Here is a 21027-nt window from a genome sequence, read left to right as displayed (position 1 = left end):
CGGCAGGTGAAGGAGAACTTTAATTCTGTTTCAGGTTTTACTTGTTTCAAGTTTCAGGTTGAAACATCGGAGAAGCAACCGCCGGGTATTTCCATTGCAACCGCCGGGCTGCCCCACTGAAACATGGAACATGAAACAAGTAAACCTATTTCCGAATGACCGCGCCTAAATCCCGCTCAAAAGCGGTCATCAATCGCTGCATGGTTTTGTCGATGACGGTGTCGTTGAGCGTCTGCGCCGGGTCCTGCAGGATGAAGCTGACGGAATAGGATTTCTTTTCCGCGCCCAGGTTTTCGCCTTCGTACACGTCGAAGATATTGACCGACCGCAGGAGTTTTCGCTCCGTCTGATTAGCCAGCCGACTGATCTGCTCAAACGTAACGGCTTTGTCGAGCACCAGCGACAGGTCACGGCGCACTTCCGGGAAGCGCGGTACCTCTTCAAAAACGGCCTTACTGCTATACATCCGCACCAGCGCCTTCCAGTCAAAGTCGGCGTAGAACACGGGTTGCTTCAGGTCGACCAGTTTTGTGAGCTTTGGATGCACCAAACCCAGACTGACAACCGGCTTTTTATTAACCAGGTAGGTCAGCCCGTACTGGAACAGCGTGGTATCGGCCGGCTGCGTGTCGTAGGTACGGATACGGAGGGTACGCAGCACCCGCTGCACGGCGGCAGCCAGGTCGTGGTAGGTTACGGCCATGCCTTGCTGCTGCCAGCTTTCGGCCTGAGCATTGCCGGTAAGGGCCAGACTAAAGCGCATTTGTTCGATGTACTTACCTTCCCGCTTGTGATACACTTTGCCAAACTCAAAAATTTTCAGGTCTTTCTGCCGGCGGTTCAGGTTGTAGACCAGCGTCTCCAGGGTGGAGAACAGCAGGGTTTGCCGCATCACCGACAGTTCCTCACTCAGCGGGTTGAGCAGCACCACATCCTCACCCGGTAGTCCGCTTCGGATCGCTTCGTGATACGCCGGTCGGGTCATGGAATTCGTAATGGTTTCGTAGAAGCCATTAGCCGCCAGCAACTGCCCGATGCGGAACTGCAACTGATCGGAGTCCGTCTCCGGAAACTCCGACAGGGAATCGGCACCCAGGTGCGCAGATAGTGGCACATTATCTACCCCGTAAATCCGCAGGATTTCTTCAATCACATCGGCCTCGCGGGTAACATCTACCCGGTAGGGAGGTACCAGCGCCGTAAAGCCTTCTTCGGTAAGCTCACTGAGCCGGATGTCCAGCGATGCCAGAATCCGATGTATCTCGGCCCGGTCGATGCGAATACCGATCAACCGGTCGACGTTTCGGTAGCGCACCGGAATGGTAAAATCTGAGATTGGCTGGGGGTATAGATCGACAATGTCGGAACTGATTACGCCACCAGCTACCTCCTGAATCAGCAGCGCAGCCCGTCTTAGCGCAAAGGGTGGCATGTTGGGATCGGTACCCCGCTCAAACCGGAATGACGCATCGGTCTTCAGGCCATGAAACTGCGAGGTCTTCCGAACCGAAGCCGGCGAGAAATACGCCGACTCCAGGAAGATCTTCGTTGTGGTATCGGTAACGCCCGATTGCTGTCCGCCAAATACGCCGGCGATGCACATCGGTCCGTCGGCATGGCAGATCATCAGGTCGGTTTCCGACAGCTTCCGCTCAACCCCGTCCAGGGTAACAAAAGTGGTGCTGGCCGGCAGTGTCTTCACAATTACGGCTCCTCCCTTAATCTGGTCCGCATCAAAGGCGTGCAGCGGCTGGCCCAGTTCATGGTTGACATAGTTGGTCACATCCACTACATTGTTGATCGGCGTCAGGCCAATAGCCAGCAGCCGCTGTTTCAGCCAGTCGGGCGATTCGCCAACGGACAGGCCAGTGATGGTGAGGCCGCAGTACCGGGGGCAGGCTTCGGGGGCCTCTACCCGGACATCCAGCGTCAGATCGGCGTTCTGCACCTGAAAGGCATCGACAGACGGCCAGGTGAGGGGCCGGTTCAGGGCAGCTTTCAGGTCGCGGGCTACACCCAGGTGCGAGGCCGCATCGGCCCGGTTGGGCGTGAGTCCAATGGTGATCCGGTAATCGGGTTCGAGGTTGAAGTAGCGGGCAGCCGGGGTTCCGTTGGGCAGGTCGGTCGTCAGCACCATCACGCCCGCGTGGGAGGTCCCCAGCCCAATTTCGTCTTCGGCGCAGATCATACCTTCCGACGCGGCTCCGCGAATTTTGGCCTTTTTAATGACAAACGGTTCGCCATGGGTCGGGTGCAGCGTAGCACCTACCAGCGCCACCACTACTTTCTGACCGGCGGCCACATTAGGTGCTCCGCAGACGATGCTGAGGGGCTGGCTAGTGCCGGCATCAACGGTAGTCAGACTGAGCTTATCGGCGTCAGGATGGCGCTCGCAGGTGAGCACCTCACCAATGACGACACCTTCCAAACCACCCGGTACTGATTCTATTTTTTCAATTCCTTCTACTTCCAGACCCGTTGCCGTCAGTCGTTTGCCTACTTCGTCCGGTGATTCGGGTAATTCAATAAACTGAGAAAGCCATTTATAAGAAATTTCCATACGGCGGCAAAGCAAATAAAATGCAAAGGTAATAAGTCGTTAGCCGATTACCCACTAATGACTATCCACATATTTCTCTCCGGCCCGGATCGCCACCGGTAAGGTATTCTCGGCAGGTGGAAGCGGGCAGGCATATTCCGGGTTATAGGCGCAGTAAGGATTATAGGCTGCATTGAAATCCAGCACCACCCGGTTATTTTCTATCGCATCGGCTTCAATATCTATATAGCGCCCCCCACCGTAGGTTTCCTTGCCGGAGGTAGCATCGCGGAACAGGATCGAGAGGTTGCCATCGTGTTGCAGCATCAGCAGCCGGTGAACCTGCCCCTCCAGACTAAAGGCTGCGTGGGCATACTTGGTATACACCTCTTCGCTGCCATCCGACATCCGGACAATCAGCTTTTGTGATTTGTCGGCGAATGGCTCTACCCGCGCCGACACCCGATAGGTAAGATCGGGCGGAAAATACAGGAGCCCCCGGAACGCCGTTTTATCGGAAACGGGGGAGTCTGAGCTCGTCCGGAAAAAGTCGTCTTTTTTCTGCCGTTCATCACCGACCTGCCGGCGGTATGTCTCAGGCGGAATGTTCTCCGACGCACCCGCGGATGAGGCTGAGTCGTTGTCAAAAAAGATGAAGTAGAGTACGCCTAATACGGTTATTAGTAAACCAAATTGTAAAAATCGGTTGCGAAACATAGGGTATACTGGGTAATATGGCTCGTAGATTCTTAAAGGTCCTGGTAAAAAACTTATAATGAGACAGAACCTTTGCGAAAAAATCCTTTTTTTTGTTTGTCTGTCCTGTGATTAGCAGTTCAATAATAATAGAAGGGTGACAAATGTTCACCTAATTAACCTAACCTTTGAGACTTCCTTTACTAATTTTGTATGGCTCGACTGCTCGAATTAAAAACATTCTCGTCTGAAACCGGGTCGTTAACTGTATTTGAAAACACTATTCCGGGTAATATACAACGGGCATTTTACATTTACGGGGCTGGTCAGGCACCCCGCGCCGGGCACCGTCATCTGAAGGCCTGGAATGCGCTGATGTGTGTGGCCGGCAGTTGCCGGGTTTATTCCAACGACGGCGAAACGGAGCAAACCTACGTGCTGGACAGTCCCAGTACCTGCCTGGTTCTGGAGCCCAAAGACTGGCATGTAATGGATAATTTTACCGAAGACGCTATCCTGCTGGTTCTCTCCAACGAACGTTACGATAAGGCCGATTACATCTACGAGCCTTATCCGAATACGCAACTAGCCGCTTCCGTATGATCCCCTTTCTGGATCTGGGAGCCGTCAATGCACCTCATGCCGAACGAATCAGCCGGGCCGTGCAACGGGTTATCCGGTCGGGATGGTATATTCTGGGAAATGAGGTAACTTCCTTTGAAGCCGCTTTTGCGGAATACTGTGGCACCCGCCACTGCATCGGGGTGGCCAATGGGCTGGAGGCCTTGACGCTGGTGCTGAAAGCCTGGGATTTTCCGGCTGGCAGTGAAGTAATCGTTCCGTCAAATACCTACATCGCTACTGTGCTGGCGGTCACCCATGCCGGTCTGGTCCCCGTTTTTGCAGAGCCGGATCTGACCTCTTATCTGCTTGACCCTACTAAACTTGAAGCCGCCATTACTTCCCGGACAAAGGCCATTTTACCGGTGCATCTCTACGGTCGGTGTTGCGACATGGAGGCCATCAACGCCCTGTCCAGGCAATACGGATTAAAGGTACTGGAAGATGCCGCTCAGGCGCACGGTGCCGTTTATCAGGGCCGCCAGGCTGGAAACCTGGGCGATGCCGCCGGGTTCAGCTTTTACCCCAGCAAAAATTTAGGGGCTCTGGGCGATGCCGGAGCCATTACCACCAACGATAGTGTGTTGGCCGACCGGCTCCGCTACCTTCGTAACTACGGATCGGGCCATAAATACCGAAATGATTATACCGGCTACAATAGCCGGCTCGATGAAATTCAGGCCGCTATTTTGACCGAAAAACTCCCCCTGCTGGATGAAGAGAACGCCCGACGGCGACAACTGGCCGGCCAGTACCTGGCAGGGATTACCCATTCCGACATTACCTTACCGCCCTCTGATCGGGTAAGCGATGATAGCTGGCATTTGTTTGTGGTCCGGCATCCGCAGCGCGATGGGGTCAGAAATTACCTGCGCGAGCGGGGCATTGGTACCGATGTGCATTACCCGATACCCCCACACCAGCAGCCGGCCTACGCAGAGTATGGTCATCTATCGTTACCAGTTGCGGAGCAGTTGCACCGGGAGATTGTTAGTTTGCCGCTCAATAGCGCTTTAACCGATACTCAGATTCAGTATATAGTCGACACCATCAACGGTTACCCCGGCTAAGGCTATGAAACTAAGCATTGTCATTCCGGTGTACAATAGCGAAAAGACACTGGCCCCGCTGGTTGCCCGGTTGCAGGCGTGTCTGGATGGGCACGACTTCGAGATTGTGCTGGTCAATGACGGCAGCCGTGATCGCTCCGAAGCCGTATGTTTTGCCCTGACCGAACAATACGCCAATGTCCAGTTTATTGGTCTGCGCCGGAATTTTGGCGAGTTCAACGCCGTGCTGTGCGGGTTGAACTACGTACGCGGCCAGTATGCTGTAATCATTGACGATGACTTTCAGAACCCGCCCGAGGCTATTCTGACACTGGTAAACGCAGCCGATGCCGAAGGGTATGATGTGGTGTACAGCCGCTACGCCCGCAAGCAGCACGCCTGGTTCAGGAATGCCGGCAGCCGGCTGCTCAACAAACTGGCTACCTACCTGATCGACAAGCCGGAGGAGCTCTACCTGTCCAGTTTCAAATTGATCCGGTACGAGGTGGTGCAGGAGATTATCCGTTACAAAGGGCCTTATCCGTACATCGACGGCCTTATTTTCCGGGCTACCCGCCACGTTGGCAGCGTAGAGGTACCACATCATCCCCGGCAGGAGGGGCAATCCAACTATACGCTCAAAAAACTAGTCTCCCTGTTTCTGAATGTCCTGATCGGCTATTCGGTCTGGCCCTTGCGGGTTTTTACCCTGGTGGGAGTTGGTTTGTTTCTGGTTAGCGCACTGGTGGGAATGGGCTTGCTGATTGGTGGGCTGGCGGACTGGTTTCCGGTGCAGGGCTGGTATATTGTCACCTGGGCTGTATTTTTGCTGGCCGGTCTGCAACTTCTCTTTCTAGGGGTGGTCAGCGAGTACCTCGGTAAACTGTTTATGCAGCAAAGCGGATTGCCACCGTATGTGGTGAAACATGAAGTGGTCAGGCAGTCCTCAGTAGGCAGCCCTCAGTAGGCAGTAGACAATCTTCGATAAACCGTCTGAACGGTAGGAGAGGGTCTACTGTTGTTTTGAAAAGGCCGGGCCTTTACCCCCAATCAGTACAACTATGTTTACAGGAATTGTTGAAGCCACGGGTGTGGTGCAGAAAATAGAGGCAGCAGGTACCAATCTGACGTTTCATCTTGCGTCGCCCATTACGCACGAGCTGAAAATTGATCAGAGTGTCAGCCACAATGGAGTTTGTCTAACCGTTACGTCCGTGGACGGCGATACCTATACCGTAACGGCGGTAGACGAGACGTTGAAGAAAACCAATCTGGGACAGTTACAAACCGGCAGCCGCGTTAACCTGGAGCGTTGTATGCCCGCCAACGGCCGTTTTGATGGCCATATTGTGCAGGGGCATGTTGATCAGACGGGTATTTGCACTCATGTTCAGGATCAGCACGGGAGCTGGCTGTTTGATTTTGAGTACGATCCGCAGGTAGGCAATATTACCGTCGAGAAAGGGTCCATCTGCATCAACGGAGTGAGCCTGACGGTGTTTGACTCCCGGCCGATGGGCTTCCGCGTTACCATCATTCCCTACACCTATGAGCACACGACATTCCGCGATCTGCGGGCCGGCCAGGTGGTCAATCTTGAGTTTGACATCGTAGGCAAGTACATCAAAAAAATGCTGGAGCAATACCGCTAAGACGGCTGAATGCGTTAATATTACAGGTTTAACCGGAGACGTTTCTTTTGAATGGCGAAAATTAGCACCCGCAGAGCTACCGACCTGCTGATCCATGTGGGTATCGTTCTGGCACTGCTGGCCGTACTTTTCTTAGGGTTTTTCTTTGTTTATCTCCCGTTCACGACCAACCATGGGCAGTCCATTACGGTTCCGGAACTGTCGGGCCTGAGTACGGATGAATTGAAGACGCTGCTAAACGACCGTGATCTGCGGTACGAAGTCAGTGACTGTACCTATGTAGCTGGTGTGGAACCCCTGACGGTGTATATCCAATACCCCCGTCCCGGGGCGAAAGTGAAAGAAGGCCGGAAGATCTACGTCACCATTACCAAGCTGACGGCGCCGATGGTACCGATGCCCAAACTGGTTGATCTGACCAAACGCAGCGCGGAACTGACACTGCGCTCGAATGGTCTCGATCTGGGCACTATCAGCTATAAACCCGACCTTGCTAAAAACTCAGTTTTACAGCAATTATATAACGGACAGGAGGTTAAAGCCGGAATGCCGGTGCCGAAAGGTGCCAAGATTGACCTGGTGCTTGGCGATGGTCTCGGGAATACTACCTTCGATGTGCCGGACGTTATAGGTAAACCGCTCGATGAAGCGAGACTGATTATTAAGGGATCTAATCTTCAGGTAGGTACGGTCATCTCCGTAGAAGACCCTGAGAAAGAAGTAGGTACGGTGGTTCGGCAGAAGCCGGAGCCCCGCCCGGGTGAACGTATCCGGGTGGGCGAGACCGTTGATCTCTGGGTTGTCGGGCCACTTGATAACTAACAATAAGCAGGCCACCGTCACATATGTTTTTACTTTTTACGTTGTGTCAATATAGTAAAAACCTTGCCGGGCGTTTTGTCCGGCAAGGTTTCTTTATTTGGAGTCTTCCGATTGTATTGCTGACAGCTACCCTGCTGGTCCATCCGGCATTAGGCCAGCAGCCGCTGAGTCTGCCATTTTTTGACGATTTTTCTCTTTCGCCCGGCCGGCTTGATCCGGCGCGGTGGGTACCCGGCAGTGGCGTGTACATCAACAATAGCATGCCGATCAACCACCCGTCGGTCAACGTAGCTACCTTCGATGGACTCAACGCCAGCGGCCGGCCGTATAATTTCAACGGGGTACAAACGGCTATCAACGGCCCAACCGATACGCTGACTTCCCAGCCCATTAATCTGGCTGGTTACAACCCGGCCGACTCGGTATACCTAAGTTTTTACTGGCAGCGCAAAGGCCTGGGCGAACTACCCGACGTCGAAGATTCGCTCCGGCTACAGTTTCTGGGTAACGACGGACAGTGGCGGACAGTGTGGAAAGAGGCCGGGGGTATCCTGAACAACAACTTTACCCAGTCCTTTGTGGCCGTTACCGATCCGCGCTTTCTGCACGCGGGTTTTCAATTCCGGATTCAATCATTCGACCGGCAGGCGGGGGCCTTTGATTCCTGGCATCTCGATTACGTGTATATGAACAGGGGCCGGTCGCAGTTCGACCGGGTTATTAAGGATGTGGCAACCCGGCAGGCGGTGAGCCCCTACCTAAAACGCTACACCGCAATGCCGCTGCGGCAGTACCTGGCCAATCCGGATGCCGAAACCGCCGATTCTGTCACCACGGATGTTAATAACCTGTTCAACAACTTCAACTTTACAACCTTCAGCTTCCGGGTGCAGGAACTGGTCAGCGGCCGCACCATTCAGGACGAACAGCAAACGCTGTCGGTGCTGATTCCGTCGCTGAGTTCGCAGGGAAAGCGGATTCGCCCAACGCCACTAACCGGGGTTTCGCCGGCCGGTCGGGCCGTGCTGCGGTATACCTTTGATGTGTTAACGACCGACGATCAGAATCCCTCGATTCCAACCATTAACTTACGCCGGAACGATACCATTTCCGGCCATACCGTGCTTGACGACTACTACGCCTACGATGACGGATCGGCCGAAATCGGCATCCAGATCAACCAGCGGCAGTCAAGGGCGGCTATGCGGTTTATTGCCAATGAACCGGATGCGGTAACGGGCGTCCGGATTTGCTTCCTGCCTTACCAGACCAACCAGACGGGGCAGCTTTTTGCCCTCAGCGTTTATGCAAATGAGCGAGGGGTACCCGGTAGCCGGGCATTGTACCAGAAGTCTTTTACAGTGCGCTATCCGTCTGTTCGGAACGGCTTTGTGGAGTTTAAATTTGATAATCCGGTAGCCGTTAAAGACACGTTCTACATTACCTTTACGCAGGTCAATGAGACGCCCATTCCGATTGGCTTTGATCGAAACAGCCCCTTTAGTAATCAGTTGCTGGTGAACCTGAGTAATCGCTGGGAAGCCTATACAGACATTCGGGGTGTTCCAATGATCCGGCCGGTCATGGGCGGAACCGCCAGTTTGGTAGTTACCGGTCGCGAAGAGCCGTTGCTGCCCATGCAGGTATACCCGAACCCAACGGCGGGCGACATTCGCTGGGATAACGAAGCCATTAGCAGGATGGAGGTACTGGATCTGAGTGGTCGTCTGCTCTACAGCCTCCCGGGCGTTTCCGGCCGCCGGACCGCAGATTTGAGTCACCTCACGAGCGGCTTCTACCTGCTCCGGCTTTCGGACGGCAAACGAACTGTAGTGCAGAAATTAGTTATTCAGAAATAACTTAAAACAATGGATATTACCGTACAGGAGTTGAAAGAGCGGCTCGACAAGGGCGAAAAAGTAAACCTGATCGACGTGCGCGAGCCGTACGAATACACGGAGGATAATCTGGGTGGTCAACTCATTCCGTTGGGTGAAATTCAGCACCGTATGGATGAGCTGGATGGCCTTCAGGACGAAGAAATCATTGTACAGTGCCGTTCGGGGGCCCGGAGTGCTACGGCCCAGCGGATTCTCGAAGAAAACGGCTTCAACAACGTTCGCAACCTCGTTGGCGGCATCCTGGCGTACCGGAAGTTGTAATTTAGTGGGCAGATTTCTGTTCTCAGTACTTAGACTTACGATGTCGGCTGGGCGCTCTTTTTTCTGCCAACTGAGTATTGCCAACTAGGTACAGCCTACTGTAATCTGCCCACTGAGAACTGCAATACTCCTTCAAAATCCTCTGCGCTGAACCACTGGTAATTGGCCTGGTGGCGAAACCAGGTAAGCTGGCGTTTGGCGTAGCGCCGGGAGTTGCGTTTGAGCAGGCGAACCATTTCCTCGTAGTTGTATTCGCCGTCGAGATAGCCAAAAACTTCTTTATAGCCTACCGTTTGCAGCGTATTGTGGTGGCGGTAGGGCAGGAGGGTGCGGGCTTCGTCGACGAGACCGGCCTCCAGCATGGCATCCATGCGCTGATCAATGCGGGCATATAGCTCGGCGCGGGGGCGGTCCAGGGCTATCAGGCGGCATTGGAACGGCCGCGGAGTGGTTTGCTGCCGCCGGAAGGATGAGTACGGCTGGCCTGTTGCCAGACACACTTCAAGGGCACGAATGACACGCTGCGTGTTCTGCAGGTCGGCAGTTTGAACATAAACGGGGTCGAGCCGGCGCAATTCTTTCTGAAGCGGTGCCAATCCTTCGGTTGCTACCCGTTGCTCCAAGGACTCGCGGAACGCTGGTTCTATTGGTGGGATATCGTCCAGACCAAAGCACAGGGCCTGGATGTACAATCCCGTACCACCTGATAAAATCACCAGATCTTTTTCGGCAAAAAGCTGTTCCAGCAACAGTAGGGCTTCCCGCTCGTACTGCCCGGCGCTGACCTGCTCCGTAATGGTATGTGAGTTAATGAAATGGTGTACCACACCCGCCATCTCGGCTGGCGTGGGCTTAGCCGTGCCGATGGTTAATTCACGATAAAATTGCCGGGAATCGGCCGAGACTACATCGGTCTGTAAGGCTTTTGCCAGACGGACGCACAGGGCTGTTTTACCCACGGCCGTGGGGCCGGCAACAACCAGCAGGGTTTTCGCCATATCAGTCAGGTTCAGGCCGCAAAGTTAAACAAAGCCTTTAGCCCGGATGGATATAAATTTTCCTTGTCCGTCCGGTATTTGTTTCATATTCATATATTTGGCAAACCATTATAAGCGATGCAATGCCGCTAACAGCGTATTTAGGTGGGGTGGTATTTCTTATATGGCTCCTGGGTCCTAACCAGGAACAAACTGGGTTTACCTACCGGCCGATTGATTATCAGGATACGTTACGCTTCAGTACCTATCGCTTTATTGTAACCGCAGGTGGCACCGGGCCTATCCGTGACCTGAACGTCAGAGCTTACCGGGGCAGTGTGTTGCTCACCAACATCTGGATCGAAACCAACGGCATTGTTGTCGATGCCGAGGTGGCCGATCTGGACAATAACCGCTTTCCTGAGCTATACGTATACGCCACCAGTTATGGCAGCGGCTCCTTCGGCAGCGTGTACGGCTGGCAGTTTCTGGCCAGTAATAAAGGTGATATCTTCCCTGTCAACTGGGAGAGCATCGCGGTCGACGGATACATGGGGCACGACAGCATCTGGGTCCAAAAACCATTTATCTGCCGCAAATTTCCCCTATACCGCCCCGGCGACAGCAATGCTGAACCTACCGGAGGCAGCCAAACCTTCCGCTACCGGCTTCAGAAAATGGACGAAGACTACGTACTGATACCGCTTACCAGATAAGGTCATCTAACAATACGGAGACTTGTAAGTTGTATCTGTCAGTTGTAGCATCCAGATTGCTATCCAGTTTCTTCATGTATCTCTAAACCAAATTTGTTATGGGTCTTCTTAAGTTTCTAAAAGGTGTTGGTGAGAAAGTAATGAACAAAGAGCAGCAGGCGCCTGCCAATGACCCGGCCAAAAGCGCGGAGGTAGAACCACTGCGGGCTGGTGCTTTACTCAGTCACGTAAAACAATTAGGACTGCGCTATAATAAGCTGACCGTGAAAACGGCCGGTGATACGGTGGTCCTGGAAGGAGAGGTTCAATCTCACGAAGATGCCGAAAAAATTGCCCTGGCCGTTGGTAATGTCGAAGGCGTAGAAACGGTAGATAACCGAATGACGGTGGCCGAGCCGCAGCAACCTCAGGCTCAAATGCACACGGTAGAGAGTGGTGATACCTTGTCGAAGATTTCCAAGAAATACTACGGGGACCCCATGAAGTACGGCGTCATCTTTGAAGCCAACAAACCGATGCTAAAAAATCCTGACCTGATCTATCCCGGTCAGGTCCTGCGGATACCACAGTTGTAGGTTAAAACAGAAGCGGGATGCCATCTGGCATCCCGCTTCTGTTTTAACTATTACTATCCACTCTCGCTTCGATAATCCGCTGCACCTCCACGGGTACGTTGGCCAGGAAATCGTAGCTGGTTAGCCGCTCCAGTTCATCAATGCTGACCAGGTAGCTGCGCCAGGGTTTGTCGGCGGCCGATTGGGTATTGGGGATGTTCACGGCGATGATGCGGGTATTGGTTGAGACCCGCTGGGCATCGTCAGACCCGGTGGGTAAAACAATAATGATCTTCCAGAGCGAAGCCGGTACGGTTATTTTTCCGCTGGCAATAGCTGTTTGCTGGCCGTTAGACCCGGTTCCGCCTGCGCCTATGGTTCCGGCCAATACATATACCTCATTATTGCCGGACAGCAAGGTTCGCGTATAGTCCTCCAGGTTTTTCCAGACTTCACGGTTGTGCCGGGGGGCCTGTGGCACAATATTCGTCATCAGAAAGGTAGCGCTGTTGTCTTCCTGAGAGCCATCGCGGTCATCAGAAGGGCAGAGGTGACCCCGGTCGAAGCCGGTGTTGGTATAATCCGATGTTTTAGCGGCAAACCAGCCCGAGGGGATGGCGGGGTCGGCACGAAAGTCGTTGCTGCGGGTACCTGTACCTTTCCAGGCCTCGCTCAGGTGCCAGCTTACCCAATTGGCAATACCCCGGCTGCGGCTATACGAGACCACATACCCCGGCTTCACCATCAGGTAATTGTCGGGATCACTGGTGGATGCCCGGCTTGGGTTCCCCAGGGCCAGGTTGTCATCGCGGGTTGGCTGGGTCGAAGAAGTGCCCGTGCCGGTACCGGAGGGGCGGCTGGGTGGGCCAGGCAGGCAGCTATATAACCAGCCGGAAAGCACAAGTACGCTGACAATTGCGTAAGAATGTGTAAATTTGTTGATGGCTCTCGTTACCATAGTCAAAAATTTAACAGAACGATAAACTTCTGAACTCGGATTATGCTGAAGGGTTCACAAATCTTACAGAAATAACGTACCGTACTGTTTTTTATGTCTAAGAAGAAGCAACCCTCCAAACCGGCAAAACCAGCTCCCAACGTATACCCCACAGGTGCGCCGGCGGCCTCCCGGCCCGGCCCCGTTCGTGCTGTTCCGGTACGGCCGCAGCCGGTCACCACTAAAACGGCTGCTACCTCCACCGAGCCTGATCTGCCCATAGAAACCCGGCCGGTAACCTGGTGGCCTTCGGCCATTCTGGCTGTCGTTGCCTTTGCTTTATACATCAATACGTTCGGTCACGGCTATGTGTTGGACGATATTGCCGCTATCAGTCAAAACCTGTTTGTGCAGGAGGGTCTTAAAGGCATACCTCAACTTCTGAAGGTGGAGTTCTGGCACTTCAGCAATATCTCCCTTGGGTATTACCGCCCCCTCTCGCTGATTACGTTTGCCATTGAACAGGAGTATTTTAAAAATGACCCTTCGGTCAGCCACATGGTCAATGCTTTACTGTATGGGTTGACGGGGCTGGTTTTGGGCGTTCTACTGCAGAAATGGTTGCCGGGTAAGGTCATTATGGCATTCCTGATTGGTTTGCTGTTCATCGCCCATCCGATTCATACCGAGGTGGTAGCCAACATCAAGAGCCGCGACGAGATTATGAGTTTCCTGTTTATCATCTCTATGCTGCTGATGTACTGGCGGTATCTGGAGACGGATAAACCCATCTGGATTACGGCTGCTTCGGCTACGTTGTACCTGGCGTTCCTTTCCAAAGAAACCTCCATTGTAAGCCTGGCCCTGCTGCCCGCCATGCAGTATTATTTTGCCAAACGGAGTGTCTGGCGGTCGCTGCTGAGCTTATGGCCGTTCCTGCTGGTGGCGGCTGTATTCTTTTTTCAGAAAAAAATGATGATTGGCACGCTTAGCGGAAATCCACCCATGGACTGGGCGAACTATCCGTACGCCATGACCAAAACGCAGGTGCCTACCACCTTTAAGTTCCTGTTGTATTACATCCGCCTGCTGGTATTACCTCACCCGCTGGTATACGACTACTCTTATAACGTGATTCCCCCCGAAAAAACGGGAGGAATGGTGCTTGCGGGCTTTCTGGTCTTTCTGGGCCTGGTGTGGCTGGCCTGGATCGGCTTCCGTCGGCGCACGCTATGGGGCTTCGGCCTGTACTGGTTCTTTGTCACGATGGTGCCGGCGCTGGGCTTTATCTTCTCGCGGGGCGGCATCCTGGCTGAGCGCTTTCTGTACGCGCCTGCCCTGGCCTTTGCCATTATTTTTGTCTGGGGTCTGAATAAGCTGTTTGACCGCTGGCAGCATACGCAAACCGACTCACCCCGGCCGGTGCTGGTGCGGTATGCGCCAATGCTTGCTCTGGTTGTGGTGGTGTCTGGCCTGTACTCGTTTAAGACAGTAGACCGTAACAATGCCTGGAAGGATAACTTTACCCTGTTCAACACCGACCTGAAGAACGCTCCGAATAGCTGCCAGGTGCAGCGGCACGTAGCCAATGAGTGGATTGATAAAGGGGTAAAGTCACGCGCTAAAGCGGACTCCACGGTTATGGTGCTGCGGACGCGGACCAGGCAGGATTCGATTCAGAAAGCGCAGGCGGCTTACACCGTTTTTGATAAGGATGCAGGTAAATACGCCCGGCTCGCCCTCAACCACCTGCAGGAGTCGTGCCGGATCTACCCGAGCTTTGGGGAGTCGTATTTCTCCATGGCGTATGTTTTTCAGAAGATCACGCCGAACCGTGATTCGGCCGTTTACTACTATAAGCAGACCATCCGGGCGGCCAATAACTACGCACCGGCCTATAACAACCTGGGAGTAATCTATCAGGGCGAGGGCAAGTACCAGCTGGCTTCGTACTATTACAACCAGTCGATGGCGGTAAATCCCGCCTACGCCGACGGTCGCAACAACTGGGCTGCTTTGAAGCAGGCCACTGGTCTGGATGTTAAAATGCTGCCGGATAGCGTCCTGACTAAGAATTAACATACTCTATAAATGGCGGAGCGCCACCGGTTTTCACCGGTGGCGCTCCGCCATTTATAGAAAATGAAAGAGGCTATTGTTTCAGCATCTCCTGCAGCACCGTCAGGTTTACTTTTCTGTCGAAAATGGACCGTACCGGTATCTGGAAGCCTGATACGGTCTTACTGCTAAGTGTGTCTTTAATGGTCAGCGTAGCGACTGTTTCGAACGCCATAAACTCTTCGTCCAACTGGTACTGCTCAACTGTTTGTCGGGTTGGGTCAATAATCCAGTACTCGCAGACGCCATGGGCAGCATAATCTTCAAACTTGACACCTTTATCCCGTTCAGCGGTACTTTTCGACAATACTTCGACAACCAGGTCTGGGGCCGGATATTTCATCTGATCACTAAAAAAATCATTCGCCTTGTCGGCTGACCAATAACAAATGTCCGGTTCGTAGTCGTTGCGGGTCAAGGCAACAAGCGCTTTCTCGCTATGTACAGTGCCGAGACTGTTTAGGTTGACGTACATGCGAAGAAGAGTAGAAAGATTCTCTGTGGCCTCCAAATGCTTTTCTTTCGCCGGGGAATGCATAATTACCTCACCGTTAATAAATTCGGCTTTCACATCGTCACGCAGCCACTCCCGAAATTCTTTACGGCGGAGTGCCTCGTCGTTCAGAATGGCCTGTGCCCGTTCGATTACCAGCTTCGCGTCGGGAGCATCAAGCAAATCAGCAACCCGGTTTCCAATGAAATTCGTCATGATTGGCAAATAAACTAAATCTACAAAAAAGCCGCCCCCTGTCCAAATTCATTCCTGCTCATGGCTGGCTAGCCAGTGCCGTTCCCTCGTTCAGTTCCGGCATCAGCTCCTTCAGAATCTTCTGAGCCGCCACCGCGATCACCGTGCCTGGACCAAAAACACCTTTGACACCAGCATCGTAGAGGTACTGGTAATCCTGCGCTGGTATGACACCCCCGGCAATGACCATAATATCGTCGCGGCCAATCCTGCGGAGTTCATCAATGAGTTGTGGTACCAGCGTTTTGTGACCAGCCGCCAGGCTGGAGACGCCGACGATATGCACGTCGTTTTCGGCCGCCTGCCGGGCTACTTCTTCCGGCGTCTGGAACAGCGGCCCCATATCGACATCAAATCCCAGATCGGCAAAACTGGTGGCAATGACCTTGGCCCCCCGGTCGTGACCATCCTGGCCCATTTTGGCGACCAGCATGCGCGGGCGACGGCCCTCCAGTTCGGCAAAGCGGTTGGTTAGCTGGCGGGCAACGCGGAAGTTTTCGTCGTCGGATACCTCGGCGGAGTAGATGCCGGACACGGCGCGGATCATGGCCTTGTGGCGGCCGAATGCCTTTTCCATAGCGTCTGAAATTTCACCCAGCGTAGCGCGGCTACGGGCTGCTTCAATGGCGAGGGCTAATAAATTTGAGGTCGAAGTGGTAGCTGCTTCGGTAAGGGCGGCTAATGCCTGCTCCACTTTTTCCTGGCTTCTTTTCTCTTTCACATCCTTAATCCGCCGGATCTGCGCTTCACGAACAGCCTGATTGTCGACTTCCAGCAGGTCAATGGCTCGCTCCGACAGGGGCCGGTAGCGGTTGACGCCTACAATGATGTCTTTGCCGCCATCAATTCGCGCCTGCTTACGGGCGGCTGCTTCTTCGATGCGCAGCTTGGGCAAACCGGTTTCAATGGCTTTGGTCATGCCGCCCAGCTGCTCAACTTCGTCAATCAGGGCCCACGCTTTTTCTACTAGCTCTTTAGTCAGCGCTTCTACGTAATACGAACCACCCCAGGGATCGACTACCCTGGTAATGTCTGTTTCGTGCTGGAGGTACAACTGCGTATTGCGGGCGATGCGGGCCGAAAAGTCGGTGGGCAGGGCAATGGCTTCATCCAGTGAGTTGGTATGCAGGCTCTGAGTGTGGCCCAGCGCGGCCGCCAGCGCTTCAACGCACGTGCGGGTGATGTTGTTGAACGGGTCCTGCTCGGTCAGACTGTAGCCGGAGGTCTGGGAGTGGGTCCGCAGTGCCAGCGATTTACTATTTTTCGGCTCAAACTGCTTCACAATCTTTGACCAGAGCAACCGGCCCGCCCTCATCTTGGCAATTTCCATAAAGTGGTTCATGCCGATACCCCAGAAAAACGACAGCCGGGGCGCAAACTCGTCGATGCTCATACCCGCCCGCAGCCCGGTCCGGATGTACTCCAGGCCATCGGCCAGCGTGTATGCCAGTTCGATATGGGCGGGGGCACCCGCTTCGTGCATGTGGTACCCGCTGATGCTGATGGAGTTGAACTTCGGCATGTAGCGGCTGGTGTACGCAAAGATGTCGCCAACGATCCGCATAGACGGTTCGGGTGGGTAGATGTAGGTATTGCGCACCATGAACTCCTTCAGAATATCGTTCTGGATGGTGCCGGAGAGCTTTTCGGGCGGTACACCCTGCTCCTCGGCCGCCACAATGTAAAACGCCATAATGGGAATCACGGCCCCGTTCATGGTCATCGATACTGACATTTGGTCGAGCGGGATCTGGTCGAACAGCAGCTTCATGTCTTCAACCGTATCAATAGCTACTCCGGCTTTACCCACATCGCCCACCACACGCGGGTGGTCGGAATCGTAGCCCCGGTGGGTTGCCAGGTCAAAGGCCACCGAGAGTCCTTTCTGCCCGGCGGCCAGATTGCGCCGGTAAAAAGCGTTTGATTCCTCGGCGGTCGAAAAACCCGCGTATTGCCGGATGGTCCACGGCTGGCGGACATACATCGACGCATACGGTCCCCGCAGGTACGGGGGTATACCGGCCGCAAAGCGCAGATGGTCGGCGCCGGCCAGATCGGCCGCGTCGTAGTGGGGCTTTAGCCTTATGCCCTCGGCTGTGCGGTAAGGTGTAAACTGGGCCGGCGCTTCGGACGGCGTCGTTCGGTTAGTTTGTATATGGATGAAGTCAGGTCGCATTTTGTTTCAGGTTTCAGCGGGGGCGCCCGATGGTTGGCGCTATTCAAACGCAGTGGCTAGTCGGCGGTCGGGGAGGAGCGGGATGCCATTTGCCTGAAGGGGACGCAGTGGCTGGTCCGGTTTGGCAACGGACTCTTCATCAAAGCGAAATTTGGTCACACCCACCAGCACCCGGCCGTTTTGTACCGCATCAACTTTGGCCTGGTACGCCTGCTGAATCTGCTCCTGAATAAAACCCTGTTCAAAGGCTTTGGTGAAGCCCCCCCGTTCTTCTACCGCCAGGAACAACTGCCAGGCGGCCTCGACGAGTTGATTTGTCAGGTTTTCGAGGTAATACGTACCGGCAGCCGGGTCGGCTACTTTGTCCAGGTGCGATTCTTCCTTCAGCAGGATAGACAGGTTGCGGGCAATTCGGTGCGAGAACTCGTCAGGCTGGCGGAACGTCGTATCGTACGGATGCACCGTCAGGGCATCGCAACCGCCAATCACAGCCGCCATGGCTTCGGTAGTGGCCCGGAGCAGGTTGGTGTATGGGGTAGCCGTGGCGTCGTAAAAGGTAGAGGTCTGGGCATGAATATAGCATGGGCCGTGGGCGTTCCGGCGTTCCGGCATGGGGTGTGAGGCATGGGGCGAGTAGGCGGCCAGAAGACGCTGGTACAGGATACGTAGCGCCCACAGCTTGGCAATCTCCATAAAGTAACTGGTGCCGACGGATACCGACAGCACAGTTTTGGGGGCCAGCTGGTCAACCGCCAGACCGGCATTGGTCAGGTGGTCGTAGATGTCGGTGAGGGAGGCCAGCAGAAACGCCAGCTCCTGCGTAGCATTGGCTCCGGCGTTATGAACGGCGTGGCTGCTGACGGTAATGGTGCGGAACTGCGGAGAACTGGCCGACAACCGGGTGGCTTCGGCTACGGAAGCCAAACCGGCGGTATACGGGTCACCGGCGGTAGTCCACCGGGCAAGCTGATCGTTCAGAAAACCACCTTTGAGCTGGTACGGAGCAACGCGCTGCAGAGTCGTCAGCCATTCGGTAGCGGGGCCGGTGAAGCGGAAAAAGACCGGGGTTTCGCTAAGTTTGATACCGTTCAGCAGTCGGGTCAGGTCTGCTTCAGTCCCTGCGGTATTGGTTCCATCCAGCAGCAGCGCATCGGCACCCCGGCTAAGCCAGTCCCGTAAGGTAGCATTATCTTCTTTAGGGTCCTGAACGCGAAGCTCCGGCGTAGTCAGCCAGCCGGGCTGCTTTTTCTGGGCGGCCTGCAACGTTTCCAGCGGCAGATGCTCCAGGTCTTCGGCCGTATAGTATGGTTCCACGCTGAAGCCTTCAGGGGTTTGCCAGCGCAGACTTTCATACACGGCTTCGGCGGAGCGGGTGGGGTCCTTCAGGTCTTTCTGTACCTGCGCCAGCCATTGGGCCTTATCAGCGGGTGGAAATATATCGGCAAAAAGTTGGCTCATACGTCGCGGTGCTAATCTGGCAGGTAAAATTACGCTTTCTCTTTTCCGCTTCCAACCGGGGCCTGTTTCTGCCGTTCGATAAAGGACCTTGGATTATTTTAAGGGATTGCTAAAGTGCGTTGACTGGTTCAGAATTTACACCTACTTTTAACCATAGGGAGAAGAAGGCACTGCTTGCGGTGCAGGATTTTTGACTACTTTTGTCTCCCTTTTGCGAAATCGCATAAGCGAGTTTTACCGTGAATGTACCCGCACAAACCGTAATGCAGCGTGAAGTTCGGACGGTGTGGAATCATTGTCTGCACGTCATCCGGGAGAGTATTCCCGAGCAAAGTTACAAAACCTGGTTTGAACCCATCGTTCCCCTGCGGCTGAACGGTAAGGTGCTTACGATCCAGGTGCCCAGCCAATTCTTCTTTGAGTGGCTGGAAGATAACTTTGTGCATATCCTGCGGAAGGCGCTCGACCAGGCCATCGGCCGGGACGGTATGCTGGAGTACTCCATCATTGTAGACAAGGGCAACGAACAAAACCGCCCGCTGACGGTCAATGTGCCAACCACCAAATCACCGCAGACATCCAAGCCCGACAACGTAAGCCCCGACCTGCTGCGCAGCCCCTTTGAGCTGAAGGATCTGGATTCACTGACGCTCGACTCCTACCTGAATCCGACCTATACCTTTGATAATTACGTAGAAGGCGACTGTAACCGCCTGGCCCGCAACGCCGGCTACGCCGTAGCGACCCGACCGGGGGTGACCTCCTTCAACCCGCTGATGATTTACGGTGGGGTAGGGCTGGGTAAAACGCACCTGGTACAGGCCATTGGCAACTACATCAAGAATAATAACCTGGATAAGTTTGTGCTGTACGTGACGTCGGAGAAGTTTACGAATCAGTTCCTGAACGCGATCAAAACCGACTCGCTGCGCGACTTTACGCAGTTCTATATGCAGGTAGATGTGCTCGTTATTGACGATGTGCAGTTTCTGCAGAAGAAGGAGAAAACCCAGGAAATCTTCTTCCACATCTTCAACCACCTGCACCAGTCGGGTAAGCAGATCATCATGACCTCCGATCGCTCGCCCAGAGAACTGGGTGGTCTGGAGGACCGTCTGCTGTCTCGTTTTAAATGGGGACTTACTACTGATTTGCAGCAGCCGGATCTGGAAACCCGCATTGCCATTATCCAGAAAAAACTCCAGGCCGAAGGCGTCTACATTGACGATAACGTGATCGAATACCTGGCCCATAGCATCAACACAAACGTAAGGGAACTGGAAGGCGTTATCGTCTCGCTCATGGCGCAGGCATCCCTGAATCGGCGGGAAATTGATCTGGAACTGGCCAAGTTGACCCTCCGAAACATTGTGGTTGATTCCGATAAAGAGATCAACATCGATACGGTGCAGGAGGTAACGGCTGACTTCTTTGGCGTAACCGTGGCAGACCTGAAATCGAAGAGCCGCAAGCGTGAGCTGGTTTACCCGCGTCAGGTCGGTATGTTCCTGGCCAAGGAGAAGACGGGCCTGCCGCTAAAGTCCATCGGCTATCATTTCGGCGGCCGTGACCACAGTACGGTCATTCACGCCATCCAGGCCATAAACGACCTCATCAACGAAAATCCCGCCACCCGCGAGGCTGTTGAGAAACTAAAAGCGTATTTTAAGTAGTTTTTTGCCCTTGGCCCCAGCCCTAAAGGCGGTCGGCCGCTGCCGGGCCTGCTGGCGCATGAAAGAGCTTCGCACAAGCTTCATATCTGGCGACAGCCATATTTGTGCGCCAGCAGGCCCGGCAGCGGC

General features: G+C 54.2%; 18 protein-coding genes. 11 read left to right on the top strand and 7 right to left on the bottom strand.

Annotated features, from left to right (window positions below):
* Positions 1-145: 145 nt before the first annotated feature.
* On the bottom strand, positions 146-2560 hold the full coding sequence (gene pheT, locus ABD949_RS19245; RefSeq protein ID WP_345245985.1) for a phenylalanine--tRNA ligase subunit beta: 2415 nt from the start codon (positions 2558-2560) through the stop codon (positions 146-148).
* A gap of 54 nt (positions 2561-2614) precedes the next feature.
* Positions 2615-3256, bottom strand: a complete 642-nt coding sequence (locus tag ABD949_RS19240) for a DUF1684 domain-containing protein (protein ID WP_345245983.1) — start codon at positions 3254-3256, stop codon at positions 2615-2617.
* Positions 3257-3448: 192 nt separating this feature from the next.
* Here ABD949_RS19240 and ABD949_RS19235 point away from each other — a divergent pair, with 192 nt between their 5' ends.
* From ABD949_RS19235 to ABD949_RS19205, 7 genes are all read left to right on the top strand, one after another.
* Positions 3449-3838, top strand: coding sequence for a sugar 3,4-ketoisomerase (locus tag ABD949_RS19235; RefSeq protein WP_345245981.1), 390 nt, complete (start codon positions 3449-3451; stop codon positions 3836-3838).
* The gene (locus ABD949_RS19230) at positions 3835-4926 is read left to right on the top strand and encodes a DegT/DnrJ/EryC1/StrS family aminotransferase (protein WP_345245979.1); all 1092 of its coding nucleotides are present in this window, start codon (positions 3835-3837) and stop codon (positions 4924-4926) included. Before ABD949_RS19235 ends, ABD949_RS19230 begins: the two co-directional genes overlap by 4 nt.
* 4 nt (positions 4927-4930) lie before the next feature.
* Positions 4931-5872 (top strand): glycosyltransferase family 2 protein, encoded by a 942-nt coding sequence (locus ABD949_RS19225; protein WP_345245977.1) that lies wholly within the window; start codon positions 4931-4933, stop codon positions 5870-5872.
* A gap of 94 nt (positions 5873-5966) precedes the next feature.
* The gene (locus ABD949_RS19220; protein ID WP_345245975.1) at positions 5967-6557 is read left to right on the top strand and encodes a riboflavin synthase; all 591 of its coding nucleotides are present in this window, start codon (positions 5967-5969) and stop codon (positions 6555-6557) included.
* A 51-nt stretch (positions 6558-6608) separates the two neighbouring features.
* The gene (locus ABD949_RS19215; protein WP_345245973.1) at positions 6609-7379 is read left to right on the top strand and encodes a PASTA domain-containing protein; all 771 of its coding nucleotides are present in this window, start codon (positions 6609-6611) and stop codon (positions 7377-7379) included.
* A gap of 116 nt (positions 7380-7495) precedes the next feature.
* The gene (locus ABD949_RS19210; protein WP_345245971.1) at positions 7496-9238 is read left to right on the top strand and encodes a T9SS type A sorting domain-containing protein; all 1743 of its coding nucleotides are present in this window, start codon (positions 7496-7498) and stop codon (positions 9236-9238) included.
* Between the two features lie 9 nt (positions 9239-9247).
* The gene (locus ABD949_RS19205; protein ID WP_345245969.1) at positions 9248-9541 is read left to right on the top strand and encodes a rhodanese-like domain-containing protein; all 294 of its coding nucleotides are present in this window, start codon (positions 9248-9250) and stop codon (positions 9539-9541) included.
* 95 nt (positions 9542-9636) lie between these two features.
* Here the strand turns inward: ABD949_RS19205 and miaA are convergent, their stop codons facing one another.
* Positions 9637-10539 (bottom strand): tRNA (adenosine(37)-N6)-dimethylallyltransferase MiaA, encoded by a 903-nt coding sequence (miaA, locus tag ABD949_RS19200; RefSeq protein ID WP_345245967.1) that lies wholly within the window; start codon positions 10537-10539, stop codon positions 9637-9639.
* A 122-nt stretch (positions 10540-10661) separates the two neighbouring features.
* On the opposite strand from miaA, the gene ABD949_RS19195 reads away from it, so the two are divergent.
* Positions 10662-11234, top strand: a complete 573-nt coding sequence (locus tag ABD949_RS19195) for a hypothetical protein (RefSeq protein WP_345245965.1) — start codon at positions 10662-10664, stop codon at positions 11232-11234.
* Positions 11235-11332: 98 nt separating this feature from the next.
* The gene (lysM, locus tag ABD949_RS19190) at positions 11333-11809 is read left to right on the top strand and encodes a peptidoglycan-binding protein LysM (RefSeq protein ID WP_345245963.1); all 477 of its coding nucleotides are present in this window, start codon (positions 11333-11335) and stop codon (positions 11807-11809) included.
* A 43-nt stretch (positions 11810-11852) separates the two neighbouring features.
* Here the strand turns inward: lysM and ABD949_RS19185 are convergent, their stop codons facing one another.
* The gene (locus tag ABD949_RS19185) at positions 11853-12746 is read right to left on the bottom strand and encodes a DNA/RNA non-specific endonuclease (protein WP_345245961.1); all 894 of its coding nucleotides are present in this window, start codon (positions 12744-12746) and stop codon (positions 11853-11855) included.
* Between the two features lie 93 nt (positions 12747-12839).
* Between ABD949_RS19185 and ABD949_RS19180 the strand changes: the two genes are divergently transcribed.
* Positions 12840-14804: a tetratricopeptide repeat protein gene (locus ABD949_RS19180; RefSeq protein WP_345245959.1), complete on the top strand. Its 1965-nt coding sequence runs from the start codon at positions 12840-12842 to the stop codon at positions 14802-14804.
* A 73-nt stretch (positions 14805-14877) separates the two neighbouring features.
* On the opposite strand, the gene ABD949_RS19175 is transcribed toward ABD949_RS19180, so the two are convergent.
* From ABD949_RS19175 to ABD949_RS19165, 3 genes are read right to left on the bottom strand one after another with little or no spacing between them, the layout of a single operon-like run.
* The gene (locus ABD949_RS19175; protein ID WP_345245957.1) at positions 14878-15552 is read right to left on the bottom strand and encodes a Uma2 family endonuclease; all 675 of its coding nucleotides are present in this window, start codon (positions 15550-15552) and stop codon (positions 14878-14880) included.
* A gap of 58 nt (positions 15553-15610) precedes the next feature.
* Positions 15611-17767, bottom strand: a complete 2157-nt coding sequence (scpA, locus tag ABD949_RS19170; RefSeq protein ID WP_345245955.1) for a methylmalonyl-CoA mutase — start codon at positions 17765-17767, stop codon at positions 15611-15613.
* 39 nt (positions 17768-17806) lie between these two features.
* Positions 17807-19225 (bottom strand): methylmalonyl-CoA mutase family protein, encoded by a 1419-nt coding sequence (locus ABD949_RS19165; RefSeq protein ID WP_345245953.1) that lies wholly within the window; start codon positions 19223-19225, stop codon positions 17807-17809.
* A gap of 263 nt (positions 19226-19488) precedes the next feature.
* On the opposite strand from ABD949_RS19165, the gene dnaA reads away from it, so the two are divergent.
* Positions 19489-20898: a chromosomal replication initiator protein DnaA gene (dnaA, locus tag ABD949_RS19160; protein ID WP_345245951.1), complete on the top strand. Its 1410-nt coding sequence runs from the start codon at positions 19489-19491 to the stop codon at positions 20896-20898.
* The last annotated feature ends 129 nt before the right edge of the window (positions 20899-21027 follow it).

The organism is Nibrella saemangeumensis, from assembly GCF_039541915.1.
GTDB lineage: Bacteria > Bacteroidota > Bacteroidia > Cytophagales > Spirosomataceae > Nibrella > Nibrella saemangeumensis.
Note: the sequence above shows the minus strand (reverse complement) of the source record. Positions and strands in the feature narration are given on the sequence as shown.